18 protein-coding genes and 1 tRNA gene are annotated in these 14,509 nt (G+C 60.6%); 7 read left to right on the top strand and 12 right to left on the bottom strand.

Features of this window, described 5'->3' with window-relative positions; genetic code table 11:
- Positions 1–9: 9 nt before the first annotated feature.
- The 12 genes from ACVJ5M_RS24935 to ACVJ5M_RS24880 all read right to left on the bottom strand — a co-directional run bounded on the left by ACVJ5M_RS24935 (position 10) and on the right by ACVJ5M_RS24880 (position 6,801).
- On the bottom strand, positions 10–735 hold the full coding sequence (locus ACVJ5M_RS24935) for a hypothetical protein (protein ID WP_354133653.1): 726 nt from the start codon (positions 733–735) through the stop codon (positions 10–12).
- A gap of 41 nt (positions 736–776) precedes the next feature.
- Positions 777–1,175 carry a hypothetical protein gene (locus ACVJ5M_RS24930; RefSeq protein ID WP_354133652.1) on the bottom strand — a complete coding sequence of 133 codons (399 nt, stop codon included), beginning with the start codon at positions 1,173–1,175 and terminating at the stop codon, positions 777–779.
- 87 nt (positions 1,176–1,262) lie between these two features.
- On the bottom strand, positions 1,263–1,583 hold the full coding sequence (locus tag ACVJ5M_RS24925) for a hypothetical protein (protein ID WP_354133651.1): 321 nt from the start codon (positions 1,581–1,583) through the stop codon (positions 1,263–1,265).
- The gene (locus ACVJ5M_RS24920) at positions 1,580–1,930 is read right to left on the bottom strand and encodes a hypothetical protein (RefSeq protein ID WP_354133650.1); all 351 of its coding nucleotides are present in this window, start codon (positions 1,928–1,930) and stop codon (positions 1,580–1,582) included. The genes ACVJ5M_RS24925 and ACVJ5M_RS24920 overlap by 4 nt, the downstream gene beginning before the upstream one ends.
- The gene (locus tag ACVJ5M_RS24915) at positions 1,917–2,534 is read right to left on the bottom strand and encodes a hypothetical protein (protein WP_354133649.1); all 618 of its coding nucleotides are present in this window, start codon (positions 2,532–2,534) and stop codon (positions 1,917–1,919) included. Before ACVJ5M_RS24915 ends, ACVJ5M_RS24920 begins: the two co-directional genes overlap by 14 nt.
- A 527-nt stretch (positions 2,535–3,061) precedes the next feature.
- Complete coding sequence (locus ACVJ5M_RS24910) at positions 3,062–3,991, bottom strand: hypothetical protein (protein ID WP_456679409.1); 930 nt, start codon at positions 3,989–3,991, stop codon at positions 3,062–3,064.
- 55 nt (positions 3,992–4,046) lie between these two features.
- Positions 4,047–4,427 (bottom strand): hypothetical protein, encoded by a 381-nt coding sequence (locus ACVJ5M_RS24905; protein WP_456679408.1) that lies wholly within the window; start codon positions 4,425–4,427, stop codon positions 4,047–4,049.
- A 133-nt stretch (positions 4,428–4,560) separates the two neighbouring features.
- On the bottom strand, positions 4,561–5,235 hold the full coding sequence (locus ACVJ5M_RS24900) for a hypothetical protein (protein ID WP_456679407.1): 675 nt from the start codon (positions 5,233–5,235) through the stop codon (positions 4,561–4,563).
- Between the two features lie 194 nt (positions 5,236–5,429).
- A complete protein-coding gene (locus ACVJ5M_RS24895; protein ID WP_456679406.1) occupies positions 5,430–5,735 on the bottom strand; it encodes a hypothetical protein in 306 nt (101 codons plus the stop codon).
- Positions 5,732–5,911 carry a hypothetical protein gene (locus ACVJ5M_RS24890; protein ID WP_456679405.1) on the bottom strand — a complete coding sequence of 60 codons (180 nt, stop codon included), beginning with the start codon at positions 5,909–5,911 and terminating at the stop codon, positions 5,732–5,734. Before ACVJ5M_RS24890 ends, ACVJ5M_RS24895 begins: the two co-directional genes overlap by 4 nt.
- Before the next feature lie 489 nt (positions 5,912–6,400).
- Positions 6,401–6,601, bottom strand: coding sequence for a hypothetical protein (locus ACVJ5M_RS24885; RefSeq protein ID WP_456679404.1), 201 nt, complete (start codon positions 6,599–6,601; stop codon positions 6,401–6,403).
- 2 nt (positions 6,602–6,603) lie between these two features.
- Positions 6,604–6,801: a helix-turn-helix domain-containing protein gene (locus tag ACVJ5M_RS24880; protein ID WP_456679403.1), complete on the bottom strand. Its 198-nt coding sequence runs from the start codon at positions 6,799–6,801 to the stop codon at positions 6,604–6,606.
- Positions 6,802–6,932: 131 nt separating this feature from the next.
- Between ACVJ5M_RS24880 and ACVJ5M_RS24875 the strand changes: the two genes are divergently transcribed.
- From ACVJ5M_RS24875 to ACVJ5M_RS24845, 7 genes are all read left to right on the top strand, one after another.
- Positions 6,933–7,466 carry a hypothetical protein gene (locus ACVJ5M_RS24875; protein WP_456679402.1) on the top strand — a complete coding sequence of 178 codons (534 nt, stop codon included), beginning with the start codon at positions 6,933–6,935 and terminating at the stop codon, positions 7,464–7,466.
- Positions 7,463–8,653 carry a phage integrase central domain-containing protein gene (locus ACVJ5M_RS24870; RefSeq protein ID WP_456679401.1) on the top strand — a complete coding sequence of 397 codons (1,191 nt, stop codon included), beginning with the start codon at positions 7,463–7,465 and terminating at the stop codon, positions 8,651–8,653. The genes ACVJ5M_RS24875 and ACVJ5M_RS24870 overlap by 4 nt, the downstream gene beginning before the upstream one ends.
- 80 nt (positions 8,654–8,733) lie before the next feature.
- Positions 8,734–8,823: transfer RNA gene (locus ACVJ5M_RS24865), tRNA-Ser, on the top strand.
- A 321-nt stretch (positions 8,824–9,144) separates the two neighbouring features.
- On the top strand, positions 9,145–9,399 hold the full coding sequence (locus ACVJ5M_RS24860) for a hypothetical protein (protein WP_038937372.1): 255 nt from the start codon (positions 9,145–9,147) through the stop codon (positions 9,397–9,399).
- A gap of 42 nt (positions 9,400–9,441) precedes the next feature.
- Entirely contained in the window at positions 9,442–9,714 is a 273-nt protein-coding gene (locus ACVJ5M_RS24855; RefSeq protein ID WP_063983276.1) for a hypothetical protein, read from the top strand.
- Positions 9,715–9,997: 283 nt separating this feature from the next.
- On the top strand, positions 9,998–10,258 hold the full coding sequence (locus ACVJ5M_RS24850; RefSeq protein WP_071917452.1) for a DUF3551 domain-containing protein: 261 nt from the start codon (positions 9,998–10,000) through the stop codon (positions 10,256–10,258).
- Between the two features lie 814 nt (positions 10,259–11,072).
- A complete protein-coding gene (locus tag ACVJ5M_RS24845; RefSeq protein ID WP_354099685.1) occupies positions 11,073–14,471 on the top strand; it encodes an AAA family ATPase in 3,399 nt (1,132 codons plus the stop codon).
- Positions 14,472–14,509 lie beyond the last annotated feature (38 nt).

The following is a 14,509-nucleotide window of genomic DNA, read 5'->3' as shown; positions in this document are numbered from 1 at the left end:
CTGCCGCGATCAGCGGCGATATTCAGGCGCGTACGGCGCCAGCGGGACGAGCTCGGTCGTCAACTGACGCTCGGCGCCACCGGTAGCGAGCGCTTGCAAGGCCTCGGCGGGCGTCATGGCGTTGCGAGAATCCCAAGCGTAGCCGGGGCGGTCCATCAGCGGCAGGCGAAGGGCCTTCAGAAGCGGATCGGCGTGCTCAGCGCGCTCGGCGGGGAAATACTCGGTCTGCCGGAATTTGCGGCGGACGGCCGCGATGCTGTGGTGCGCTCCTTGGAGCGATCCGCGTTCGGCCGAAAGCTCGATCACTCTATCCTGGTCCCCAATTAAATTGCCATTCTCGGCAAATACCCACAACGCGATTTCCGTTTCGGAGATGACTTCGCGCGGCTTGCTCGAGCCAGCTCTAGCAAGAATATCCGCTCCGATAATCTGCTCGGCGCCACGGCCTAGCGCCCCGTTCAGCTCCTCATCAACGGCCTCCGCCGCTGCTACGTCATGAACAAGCTTGAGCAGCACCGCGACCGCAGCGCCGCCCTCGGTCCGGATTCGATCGGCGAGCTTCTTGTTTGCCGCGCGCTGCGCATCAACGCGCTTCTGTAGGGTGATCGGGGCGGATGCTTTTGTTTTGGCTAACACGGTGTGTGTGGTTCCTTCAGATGGTGTCAAATCCGTCAACGTGACGGATTTGAATTTGTCGGCGACACGGTTGAATTGAAGCGCCGCTCGGCCTCCCAAGGAGGATGATCCAAGACCGAGCGGCGCAGATCGTCCGGCGGCTATGCTGTGCTTGCCGGACGGGACTGAATCAGTTGTTGCTGGTTGCGCTCGAGGCCTGCGCGGCGCGAGGCGTAGATCTCGTCGGGGTTGATGCTGCCGGTGGCGTTTTCCGTCACCATGCCGGCTGCGGCCTTGGCACGGGCGGCGTAGATAGCGGCGGTGGCGATCGTCGCCTTCTTGGGCGCATGCGGCGCATGGGCTGCGGCCGGCAGTTGCTGCGCTCCCGGCTGCTGCGCGCGATGGATCGCGTACGTTTGCTCGTAGAGCGGCAGGGGCGTGTCATTTGCAGCGGCATCGGCCACTGCAGCGAGGTGGAAATGTTCGCGGGTGGCGCTGATTGGTCCTTCCGCGCAGTGCGGGCAATCGTCGGGCGATTTCGTAAGGTCGTGCTTGGTCATTCGTTGAATTCCTTTGCTATCATCAATGTAGTCGACGCTGCGCTGGTTCGCGGCTTTTCTTCGCTCAAATCGCTCGCGCCCTCATGCTTAATCGCTCGAACCGCTCGCGAGATGACGCAGTAGTCGAGACTTCGAGACGGACCACCGAGCACCGAGCTTCACCGCGAATCCCGCCTCGCCGTTGATCGGGTTTTCCCGACACCATGCGGCGATGGTCACCTTGCTACGCCGAGCAATTGCCGCAGCGTCGCCGGCCTCAATCAAATCGGATAGCTCCACACCGGGCGGGCCCTGGTCGACCGGTGCGGTTGGTGGCGCATCCGGCGCGCGCGTCAGCTTCAGCCGTTGAAGAGCCTCGATCGCCGCCCGGTGCGCCGCGATCTGTGAGTTGATTTCCTCCTCACTCACGGCGCAACCCCGCACGCAGCGAAGGCTGTCACGAGATTGGCCATGTCGCCATCGTCCAGCTCTGCGATCCGCGATCGAAGCTTGTCGAGCAGCGGCTCGTCGACCGGCTTGCTCTTGGCGATTGCGACGGCACGGTGCACGATTGCGGCCTCCACGACGGCGTGAATGGTCGCGGCGTCGGACAGTGCGGCCTTGACGATAGCCGCGACCACACGGTCAACTGCAACAGGATCCCGAACCAGACGGGCGCGGAGCTCGGCCGCGAACGTGTTGATCTGTTGCGTGACACGGCCGACGGCCCACGCCATGTCCTCGGACGAGACCGTTGCTGGATTATGCCTCGTCATCATCGCCTCCCGCGTCATCGGCGTTCAACCGCCCCGCTTTGGCGTCGTCCGCCACCGCGTCGAGCGACGCCTTGAAACGATAGATAGCCGCGCTGAGGTGCCCCTGAATCGTCTCACGCTGCCCCAGATCACGCGTTGATGCGGCCGCAACGCCAGCCAACTCGCCGCAAAACCCTGAGACGATCATGCCAACGGCGTAATTTACGTCATCGAGCGAGATCGACTCGTTCCGCTCCTTGGCGAGGCGTGCCTCGAGCTCTTGAGCTCGCAAATCCCTGATCCGGCTCATCCCCGCATCCGGCACCTTCCGGATTGCGCGGCAATAGGCCGGGACCGCGATAAACGGGTCTATCCGGCCGTTCTTCAGGGCCGAGAACAGGCCTTCCTTCAATAATTGGGAAACTCGCTGCTGCGACGTTCCGAGGAGCGCGCCTAGCTGCCCTTGCGTCAGTGGTCCGACGGGTTTGGCGGGCTTGGTCTTGGCGGCCTTGGTGGTCTTTCGGGTCATGGTCTTCCTCTGGGTCAGCGTCACAAACAAATGAGTTTTGGAAAACTCGCCACACAGTGATTCATTGGGCACCTGCGCAGCGCGATGGGCGGTCATGCATACGGTCCCTTGGGATTTTTTGAGCGCATTCGCACGTTTGCTGGCCATTAGGCGGCCCGTGGTGCGTTGGCGCCGGCGGGAGTCGCGAGACAGCGGGGAGCGTTCGCGCGCGCATGGGCGGCCTTCCCACAGGGGCGCCCACAGGTGATTAGAGGGCCGGTGGTGCGGCTCTGCCTTGGACCGCTGTCCCTGCCTGCCCTAGCCTCTATCGCTCCGGTGGCCCTGTGCTCCTGCCCTTGGGTACGGCATAGGGTACGGGAGCGGGTGGGGGCAGGCAGGGTTAGGCGTGATGGCGTATCATTGCATCGTCGCACGTTCTCGCCTCGAATTGTTGCGGCCTTGCGCCCTTGAACGTATGTCCGTTCACCCGAACGCCCACGCAGAGCGTTTTTCGTTTTCCGACGGGCCGCGGCGCCGTCATGATGAGGCTTTCGGGTCAGCCTGCGTCGACACTCGAAAGTGTCAGCGCTCGAGCCCTGGCCGCGGGCTATTTGAGAGGCTGCGAAGAGCGGTGGGAGTCCCCTCTAGCCGCCATGTCGCGAAGGCGGCGCCATCCTGTCGGAGAGCTGCAGCACTGCGCGAGGATCAAGATCTGGTCTTGGCAGTACGCCGGCCATCTCCGCAAAGTGGGATTCCTCGCGCGCGCTTGCGAGAAGGTCGCCGTCGATCTGCGCCAGCTTTGCGATCCGCTGCTCGGCCGACAGCGCCGCCTCATCATCGCCGACTGCATCGATCTCACGGTCGAGCGCGGCCAGAAATTCTTTCGGGTGTAGCCATGCCACCAGGCCAACCACGTCGACGGCGGCCGCGTTAAGTGGACCCGCCGCAGAGGCGTAGATCTGCTCGATCGACGCGGGGCTCATCGGAAACTTGATCGGCTCGAGCTGCTCGACCAGATCGGAAACGTCAGGCTTCGCCGCCTCGATGCGCGCCGCTAGCTGTTCACGAGCATGTTTTTTTACGATTGCCACCGGAAAGGGTGCGCTGAGCACGTCTCTGCGATCGGCCAACAACGTTCTGGTCCTGCGCCCTGCTCTGTCCAACCCATCAAGGGCGCCTTCGCCTTTCTGCAATTTCGGTGCGACGCCGTCGTGGAGGGCGATGCCGGCGGCGGCATGCTGACGGAGATAGTTTTCGAGCCGCTCTACCAACTTGGCGGAATTTTCCCAGCTTGGCGTCAATTCATTAGTTCTCGCGCCCAGTCTGGCGATTGTAGCTTCACGGCGCCTGATCTCATCGATCAGTGGCGCGACGGCTTCATGGTCGTCGGGCAGGCGCTGGCTCCTGAGCTGCGCCACGCGAGATTCAGCTTCCATTTGGGCAATCCGAGCGTCATTACGTTCCTCGGAGAGCCGCAGCAGAGCCGCGCGCCGGTCCTGGGCAACGCCGCGAAGAGTATACATTCGGTCGCGAACTTGGGGTGGGATGCTCGCCACGTCGAGAAGGTCAGTCATATCGTTTACTCGTCTTTGTTGATGTTGATGGAAGCACCGTGACGCGTCGCGTGGGTCATTTCAAATGACCAACTATTTTTCTGATGCGCTCGGCACTTAGCGTGCGCGGAGATTGCTGCATGATCTCCCAGAACATCCCGCGCAGCGTGCCCGCGATGCGCGGCGACTCGGAGGATCTCTCCCGCAGCCAGCCGCTCGCGGCATAACGCCGCCATTGCGAGGAGATCTCGTGGCAAGCATCATGGTCGGTGCGACCTGCAAAGAACCGCTGTCGGCATTCGACCAGGAGGCGATCCCGCTCGGCGTTGCGCCCCGCCGGCAGCGTCAGCCCCTGATTACGCAAAGCAGCGGCGACCATGACGCGCTGCTCTGCCGTCAGCGGTTCACCCGCCTCGACGGCCTCGGCGATCAGCTGGAGGTTGGCGGCCATGGTCACGGCAAGCGCCGGCTAGGTGTTCGCATGTGTGTGCGCGAGGTGCCGATCATGCCACACCCACAGCACGAAGCGCCGCTGCAGCCTCCCGGGCGCCGCTGCCTCGATCATCTCGTCGGTGCTCATGGTCACCGCCTCACAGCCGCGGGTCTATGTAGGTTGACCGAGCTGTCTCCGATGCCTTCGACCTTGCATCGTAGCCAACCTCTCCGATCACCCAATTGCGCCAAGCATGGATCCAGTTTGCATTCCTGGTTCCCTTAGCCCGGCATTTGCTCTCGAAGCCTTTGAATATTTGCTCGGCTTGCTGTTGGTTGAATCCTTCTTCCGCAGCGATGGCGATAAGTTCGTTGTTGAGCGAGAAACCATCCGGCCATCCAGTTTGAATAACCGATCGGGAGCGAGCGCCACTCGCTGTTCTCGTTGTTCTCTTCGCTGTTCTCTCTGTTTGTGTGTCAACGGTGACACCGTAGACCGGCGAATTTGACACCGTTGCCCCCCCTTTTTTGACACCGTAGGTAGGCTCATTTGACACCGTAGCCCCCTCACCAACCGTGTCACTGCTGACACCGTTGGGATCCAGGAATACGAACGAATGTGTATATCCGATGCCGTCGATTGATCGCCCCCCGCGGCTTCTCGTGACCTCCAGCCACCCCGCCGCTTCCATCTCGCGGATCGCGCGAAGCACCGTGCTCTTGCTTGCGTCCGTTCCGCTCGCCAGTGTGGGGACAGCAGGGTCGCACCGGCCGCTCGTGACGTTGATGTACAGCGCCAGCCGCATCGCAATAAGTTTGGTTGTGTGGCTCATGGCGCTCTCGGCTAGTGCGCACAGGAGGCTATCGCGGTCTTTGAATGTTTCTATCTTGAACGCTTGACGCGCAGCGGGCGCGTTATTATCAACATTAGTACGCACGATGATTTCCGTTCGTTGTGCTGGTTGGTGTGTGTGATTGTTTCAACGCCTCCGGGTTCGGCTCCGGGGGCGTTGTCGTTTGTGGGTGGCTACTTGCGCTCGCGGTTCTTTCGTTCTCGCTCTCGCTCGTATTTCGACATGCGCCCTTGGGCCCGGCGGAACTCTGCCCGCTGCTGCTCGGTGCCTTCGCCCGCGTAAAAGCAGGCAACTGCGAGTAGCGTGATGGCGATCTCGTCGACGGGTTGGCCGTCTCTGAGAAACTGCTCGGCCACCCGATCGATCGTATGGAACATGAGTTGCTGCTCATATTGGCGTTTCATGTCGGCGCGATCCGCCGCACTCTTTGCCTCTGCCCGCCTCACCGCGAACGTGCGGCGCGCGTCTATGACTGTCATGCTGCCATCCTCCTTTTGCGTGCTCTAACTTCGCTGTCGTAAAGGGCTTCATCGCTGTATTTCGAGCGCAGCTCGGCGAGCCGCCGATACAGATGCGCGGTCGTGATCTTCTTCGCGCAGGCTGAGCGCCAAAGGGCTGAGCGCTGGCTGCTGACGGGATGGACGGCTTCAGCCATGGGGCGTGAAGCACCTGATGCCATCGGCGCTGATCGCCTCTTGCCACTCGGGCTCAGTGAAGCAGCCGCCGGCCTCGAGCCAGTGGCCCCTATTGAGCTTTCGATCGAGAGCGGAGGGACAAGTAACCGTAGTCGGCGCCGATGGTGGCCAGCCTCACTTGCTCGGGGATCAGCGATCCAGCGACAATGCGGGGGGTCCGAGGGCCCTTGGAGGCTTCGGAAACCCCTATTTTTATAGGGTCTGCGGAGCCCAACCTTGCACGCCAGCCACCCCACACCATCCCGAGCACTTGGTGGCGTTTTTTGGCCGCCAACTCGGACCGGCACCTGGGATGACTGCAAGCCAGCCCCCTGCCGGATTTCCGGCCCTCGCAGATGACGCACTTGGCTACGTAATGAATCCGTGCGCAGCCCTTGGTGCAGAATGCGTTGAGCGGATTCGATGCCGGAGCGGAAAGCTTCACGCGGCAACGGCGGCAGTGATGCTTTTCAGGAGGCGCGCGCATTGGCGCCTCCCGCGCCGTCGATTGGCTTCACCCGCACGATGCGCCAGCCGCGTTGAAGCAGGAGCTCGCAGACTGTCCTGGCCTCCATCGATGACAGCGGATGCAAGGGCGCGCAGGCCTGCAGCTGCCTGACGATATCGTCCAGTTCGGGACCGGGGCCGGTGATGCTCCTAGTCTCACTCATTGTCAGGCCGCATCCGGTCGAATGCCGGCCTGTTCAAGCATCTTGTGGAACGCCGCCTTGGGTACCCGGATCAGTTTGCCGATCCGAATTGTGGGAATGAGGCCCTTCTTTGCGGCTTCGTAAGCGTTATTGCGGCTCATGCCGAGCATGGCCCCTGCCTCGGGAACCTCGTAAACCAAACGATTATCGGGATCTGTCATCTCTTACTCCAGTTGATGCGGCACAAGTTGTTGTGGTTTGCGCCGCCGATGTTCCATATCTAGCGTATTGACGCTTGGTTCGCAATGGTGTTAGTTGAGCACTAACGATTTCTTCTGGTAACGTTTACGTCATGGCAAGCCTGAAAGCATTCCTGCCCCATATGGCCAATCTGTTCGGCACCACGGCCGACGCGCTCTACTCGCGGCAGCGGGCGCTTGTGGAGTTAGGCGTGATGAAATTCGTGGGTAGCCGCGGCCCTGGTAGCGGCACGCCACTCGACGGAAGCGGAGTTGCCGCGATGATCATCGCCTTGATGGCGGCCGATAGTTTGCAGGACACCGACATCAGAGTCCGCGCCTTTTGCCGGGCAACGCCAGTTGATGGGGACAGATGTCCGTGGACGGGCGCGGCAAATTTGCAGTCGGCGTTAGCAGCTGTGTTGATGTCTCGGGAGAAGGCGGAGAGCCTTGTCTCTTTTACAGTCCACCGACACAACAACACTGCTTCACTCACTTACGGCCGGCCCAATGACTCCTTTGGATCAGTATTTGCGTCGTCCGCACCGCGGCCGCGCTCGGCAATTAGGATCAGCGCTGACATTGAGGCCGCCAACATCAGAAGGCTGGCCGCTTTTCTTCAAATAGAAGTGGCAGGTTCGAAATGAAGCGATCGCACGGCGACGGCGGCGTCGATCAGCGCGGCGAGAACACCTACCGGCTGCGCTATCGTGTCGGGGGCAAGCGGCACACCAAGACCTTTCACGGCACCCTGACGGAAGCCCGGAAGGAATTGCGGGCACTGGTGCGGTCCGGGGACGTCGGGGAGCACGTCGATCCGAGCAAGCTCACGGTGGGCCGTTGGATAGACCAATGGATCGAGGCCGGCGCGCCAGGACGCAAAAGGAAGAAGGTCAGCCAACGGACGCTGGAACGTTACGAGGAGCTGCTGCGCGTTCACGTCAAACCAAAGCTTGGCGAGCGGCCCTTGCAGAAACTCGCGGCAACCGAAATTGATGCGCTGTACGGCGAGCTTGAGGCCAAGATAGCGCCCATGACGGCGCATCACGTGCACGTCACTTTCAATTCGTGCCTATCAACGGCGGAGCGCAAGGGCCTATTGCGGGCCAACCCCATGCGGCGAGTCGATCAAATCCCCTCCCCGGGCGAAAGCGACCATGGCGTGGCGCTGGATGAAACCGAGCTGGCCAAGCTGGTGGCAGGCTTCAGGCCCTCTCCGCTCTTTCCGATTGTCGCCCTGACTGCCGCGATAGGTGCCCGCCGCAATGAAGTTTTGGCGCTCCGCTGGTCCGACCTGACCAACAAAGCCTTGCGGATTGAACGTGCCTTGGATTTCACCAAGGCCGGCGTTGTCGGGGTCAAGGTCCCCAAGACGGCCCGCGGACTGCGGACGGTCGCCTTGGATGACGCCACGGTGGCAATGCTGCTCAGGGAACGGGAACGGCATCAGCGTATCCTCGCCGGCGTCCCCGATGGCGTAGAGGTCGATCTATCGCTGGTCCGTCTCCCGGCGGACGGGTTGATGTTTCCGAACATCCCCGGCACCGGCGAGGATTTCTCATTCACCACGCCACGCAATCCCCGGAATTTCAGCAAAGAGTTTGCCCGGCGGGCGAAGCTGCTCGGCTTCCCCGTGAGGTACCATGATTTGCGAGGAACACATGCCACCTTGCTGCTTGACCGCGGCGTCCCGGTTCACACAGTAGCGGAGCGCATAGGAGACGATCCGGCCGTGTTGCTAAGGAACTACGCGAAGCGGACGCGCGGGCAGACTGTCGACAGCTCGGTGTCAGCCGTCATCAGCTCGCTGGCGGCTAGTTTTCTGGGGACATAAAGCTGATTGGGTCCAGGTTGGGTCCAAGTTCACATTGCGTTCGTTACGGCACGGCGGTAAGCGATTGAAATTATTGAGATGGAAGGGTGTCCGAGTGGTTTAAGGAACCGGTCTTGAAAACCGGCGTGCCCGCAAGGGTACCGTGGGTTCGAATCCCACCCCTTCCGCCAAAACATCAACAAAATCAAGTACAATCGTCGCTTGGTGGCGCCGTAAGCGTCGCGGTGAGATCGAGTCGATTTGTCGCAGTTCGGACGAGGCGACGCCCGATCCCAACACTGATGCCGCCGCCGATCTCATCAGCTTTCCGACGTCGCGATGGACTGTCGTGTTTCGACGCGATGCATCGAAGGAGCGACAAGACGGTCCTTGAATCACAGCGATGGCGTCGCGCATCTATCCACACCCACGACCGGCAGTAGCTCGCGAGCATTCCGCGTCGCTAGGAATCGATAATTTGACTCTCGCCTGCGCCGCGGTTCGATGGCGTCATGACCAAGGCAGAGAACAGAGCGGCGGCGAGAGCTTGGCACCAAGAGCGCATGCGTCAGCGCGCGGAAGAAGTGCGGGCCGAGGCGGTAGCAGCCGACCTGGCCGAACTCGGCCGGCTTCGCCACTACCTCATCTTTGGCAGGAAGGATCGCCGTGCCGACCGCGAGAAGCTGATGAGCGCCATTGACGACTACGTCGGTGAGATGACTGGCGACCGAACCGCGCTGCACGCCAAAAACCACAAGTGCGGGTGAAGCAGTACGGCCTGGGGACGAAGAATCGGGTAGTCGATCTGCATGAAACTCGCCGCCGAACGTGCCTTTGCCGCTCCTGAAGCCGCCGCCCGCAAACTGGTCGAGCTCGCGAAGACCATTGAAGCTGTCCAGGACGGTCGCATTCACATCGAAAAGCTCAATGCTCCGTTTCTCTACACGCTCAAGGCCACCGGGTTGGAGTTCGGCGCCGGCATCAAGCATGCAGTTGAGAAGGGCTGGCTCGAGCTGCACGAGAGCGGGACCTATGTCCGGCTGATCGACACCAGCGCAAAAGCGGCCCCAGCAAAAGACTAAGTTGCCGGGGCCGTTTGGAGGCTACCTTGGCGGTAATGGGGTCGCCAGGTGGTCATGAGCATAGGAAAAACCGGCAATCAGTTCTGTCCACTTGTGCCCAAAGCAGTATAGTTCCAGATCGGGAACGGAACCGATCGCAATGAAGTTTACAAGGGACGGCCCGCCAGCGTGACCAGCGGGCTGGTAGCGATCGTCAGGCGCAGTCGCGACCTTCGCGGGGTACGATCGAAGTACTGGCTCGTGGAGCTTCGCGCGCGTTCTCAATGTCCGAATGGAGGTTCCAATGCGTACTCCGGCCTTGGCGATTTTGGCAATCGGGATGGCATCAACAGAGCCGGCGGCAGCTCAGACGTATAATCCGGCCTTTCCGGTTTGCCTGCACGTTTACCGCGCGGGGGCCAACTATTACGATTGCAGCTACACATCGCTGCCTCAGTGCAATGCTTCGGCATCGGGCCGCGCCGCAGAGTGCGCCATTAATCCATACTTCGCGGGCGTGGAAAACCCCGCAGCTTATCGGCGGCACGGCCGCCGCGCCTACTAGGGCATTGCGAGAGACGCTCAGCCCGCCAGCGTGAACCGGCGGGTTGCTGCTTGGGCCGCCTGCGTTTCGGTACCGCAATCCCTAGCGGCTTGTGTCGACGCTACCACCGCGCTTCTATCGGACGATCCGATCAAGACGGCAGCCCGTTATACAACCAAATATCTGATCTTTCATTTGGGTGCCTACCCGGCAACCCCTAATGCAAGCGCGCACATCGTCGCCCCACACACGGCCCTTGGTTTGAGAACTCGAGATACAACGATTGTTGCATGCCTTGTCGTTATCGGGGCATTTGGACAAACACGCCGCAAGGCCAAGTCGCTCGCCTTCTGAAAATGTCGCTTCTTGGGCGGTTGCGAGCGTCGTTGTTGTCGCCGCAGTATAAAGGGCTAGCGCGAGCGCGCTCTTTAGGATTTCTGTAGCCGACATTATCTCCTGCCTCTGTTTGAGACCTCGGAAAGCAGCGTACGCCGGATACACCACCAAGGCGCAAGGCGGCCAGGAAATATCGGATCGCGAAGTAGGCCGCCCGCGTGAGCCGGCGGGCCTGGCTTCACGGACGTATCGTCCGCTCAATTTCACGGGCCGCCCAGGTCGCAACCATCATCGCGAACCGGAAGCGCTCGCGCGTTTCCGCAGGTATTTGGATGCTGCGAATTGCGAGGCTGTTCACATGTCCGGACCCGACAGCATGCTATTGTCGGTGCGGTCATGCCGAACTGTTCGTTTGAATGGCTTCCAATAGAATTAAGTAGGACGAGCAAATATTCGGCTCTGATGCGCTGAAGCTGTTCGTACACACAAGGGTCCTGCCATGGAAATCGGGACTTGGCTGAAAAGTTTGGGCCTAGGACGACATGAGTCCCTGTTCATCGCGAACGCCATAGATTGCGATGTGTTGCCGCAATTGACAGAAGTTGACTTCGAAAAGGTTGGCATCCCACTCGGCGACCGGAAACGCCTCGTGAATGCGATCAGTGCGCTTCCCTCCAGCCTTCCCTCCACTGTCGTGAATGCTGCAATTGCGCAATACGCGGAACGGCGCCACCTCACGGTAATGATCTGTGACTTGGTCGATTCGACCGCCCTGACGGCACGCCTTGACCCGGAAGATATGGGCGCCGTCATCGATGCCTATCACGCTGCTTGTGCTCGTATCACGCGCTCCTATGACGGCTTTCTCGCCGACTTTCGCGGAGACGGCATTCTTGCGTATTTCGGCTATCCCATTGCGCACGAGGACGATCCCGAACGAACTGTAAGAGCTGCGCTCGATATCATTGCTGCTGTCGCACGGCTTGAAACCCGCGCTGGAGAACCGCTCGCGGTGCGTATCGGTATCGCTACCGGCATGGTGGTAGTCGGTGACCTGGGCGGCGAAGGCAAACTTCGGGAGCACTCCGTGGTTGGGGGCGCTCCCAATATCGCGGCTCGCGTGCAAGCCTTGGTCGAGCCGAACACCGTGGTCGTCGCAGACTCCACCCGTCGTCTCCTTGGCGATATCTTTAGTCTTCGCGACCTTGGCGCCCACCACCTCAAAGGCATTAGCGAGCCGGTGAGCGCGTGGGCCGTCCAGGGCGTCTCGGCTTCCGAGAGCCGCTTTGAGGCGGTGCGTCCGACAGAACTCGCCCCTGTCATCGGCCGCGATTCCGAGTTGGAGTTCTTGGTGGAACGTCAACGTTTGGCTCGCACGGGCGAAGGCCAGATCGTTCTCATCTCAGGCGAGCCGGGTATCGGGAAATCGCGCTTGGCAGCGGCTCTGGCTGAACGTGCAGCTAAGCATCAACCACACGTGCATTTCCGTTATCAGTGCTCGCCTTACCACGCCAACAGCGCACTTCATCCCGTGGTCGAGCAGTTGGAAAGGAGTGCCGGATTTAAGGCGGACGATCCCGTCGAGACGCGGCTTGACAAGCTGGAGGCACTCCTCTCGTTGAGAGCACCGCAAGTTCAGACGGTAGTACCACTTTTTGCTGAGCTGCTATCGATCCCATTCGCGAGCCGTTATCCAAAACCGCAGCTAAGCCCCGCCCAGCAGCGTCGCCGCACACTTGCCGCGCTGCTCGATCAATTCGAGAGCCGTTCTCGCAAACAGCCCATCCTGTTGCTTATCGAAGATGTTCAGTGGGCCGACGACACCACCCTCGAATTGCTCGACCTCATCGTAGAGCGAGCCCGACAGTTGTCTATCCTTGCGCTGGTTACCTTTCGACCAGAGTTCGAGCCTCCCTGGACCGGTCTTGCAAATGTCGGAAGCCTGGTCCTCGGACGGCTCAACCCAGATGATGTTAAAGGTGTTGCCACGCAGGTGGCCAATGGCCGAGCGCTTCCGATCGACGTGATGAAGCAGATCGTAACAAAGACTGACGGAAATCCGCTCTTCGTGGAGGAACTCACCAAGGCTGTCCTCGAAGCTGGCATTCTGATCGAATGCCAGGATCGCTATCAGCTCGGGGGACCGTTACCGCCCTTTGCCATCCCGGAAACCCTTCACGACTCCCTGATGGCGCGGCTCGACCGCCTGCATTCGGTGAAGGAGATCGCCCAGATTGGCGCCACCATCGGTCGCGAATTTTCCTATTCCTTGATGCGGGCTGTGGTCGCTCGAGAGGAAACACGGTTGCAGCATTCCCTCTCCGAACTCGAGGAGGCCGGGCTTATTTTCCGCGAAGGTGACCTGCCGGATGCCATTTATAGCTTCAAACACGCATTGGTGAGGGATGCGGCTTATCAGAGCCTGCTGAAGACACGGCGGCGGCAACTCCATGCGCAAATAGCGCGCGTGCTAGAGGAAGGATTCCAGGATGCCGTCGTGAACGACCCTGAAATCCTTGCGCACCATTTCACCGAAGCCGGCATGCTTGAGAAGGCAACGGACTATTGGCTCAAGGCCGGAAAGCGCGCGCTCGGGCGCTCCTCCAATGCCGAGGCTGTAAAACATCTCACGCGAGGAATGGAGCTGACCCAGCAACTGCTCAGCTCGCCGCAACGCGATCGCAAAGAACTGGATTTCTATCTGGCCCTTGGTCCTGCAGTCGCCGCAACTGAGGGCGATGCCGCGGCTGAAACGTCGCGGGTCTTCTCACGGGCTCGCGCGCTGCTAGGCGAAAGTGTCAGCCTAGAAGAACGGATGACGATTCTGTGGGGCAGCTACCTAGCCCACAGTATGCGCGCGGAGTATAGCTCAGCGCTGGAGGATGCCCGGTACGGCCTCGCGTTGGCCGCAGAGCATGATCATCCCGGCGTGGCCGTCCTAGCCACGCGCTTTATTGGACAATCATTGCATCTCACGGGTGCCTTCGCCGACGCACGCGAACACCTCGATCGCGCCCTCGCACTGTGCTCAACCAATCCAGCCACGATATCGACCTATCGCCGCTTCGGAGTCGATGACGCGGTGAACAGCCTGGCGTGGCTCTCGACGACGCTATTGGTCCTTGGCTATCCTAAACAGTCTACGACAATCGTCGAGCGTACTGAAACTCTTGCTCGAACGAGGGAACAAAGCTTTACGACGGCCCTGGCCCTGGGGAACATAGTCGTTCTGGGCACAATCGGCGGCGACGCAAAGCGCGCTTTGGCTCACGCCGACGAAGCGATATCGCTCAGCATCGAGCATGAATTTGCGGCAATTGAACGAAGAGCACGTTTTTTCCGCGGAGCGCTATTAGCCCAAGGAGGGGATCTTCAAGTCGGGATCGAACTGATGCGCGGCGCTTTGACGGCAACTTACCAAAACTCTGAACGGTGCCGCCGCACTCTCTATTTGGGCCATCTCGCCTTCGCTCATGCCCAGCTCGGAGAGCTTGAAGTTGGACTGCGCCTGCTGGACGAAGGCGTTCAGCTGGCCGAAACAACAGGGGAGAGTTTCTTTGAGGCCGAGTTGTATCGTCTTCGGGGCAACATCAACCTAAAACTCGGCAGGCGTGACCAGGCAGAGGCCGCACTGCAGCGAGCCGTGGCGATTGCGCGGCGACAACAAGCTCGCTGGTGGGAGTTGCGTGCCTCGATCTGTCTCGCGCGGCATTGGAGTAACGAAGGCAGATATTTCGAGGCTTGGTCCCTCTTAGAGCCTATATACACTTGGTTCACCGAAGGTCAGGATACACCCGATCTGACAGACGCGAGAAATCTCGTGGACGAACTACGCTCAGTTTCAGGAATGAAATCGGTTTCAGGAATGAAAGATGAGCCAAAGCGTGGCAGCTGTTGACCAGCACCGCTCAACATCATGCCTGACGTAAATTGATC

Source organism: Bradyrhizobium sp. S3.7.6, from assembly GCF_054061875.1.
Note: the sequence above shows the minus strand (reverse complement) of the source record. Positions and strands in the feature narration are given on the sequence as shown.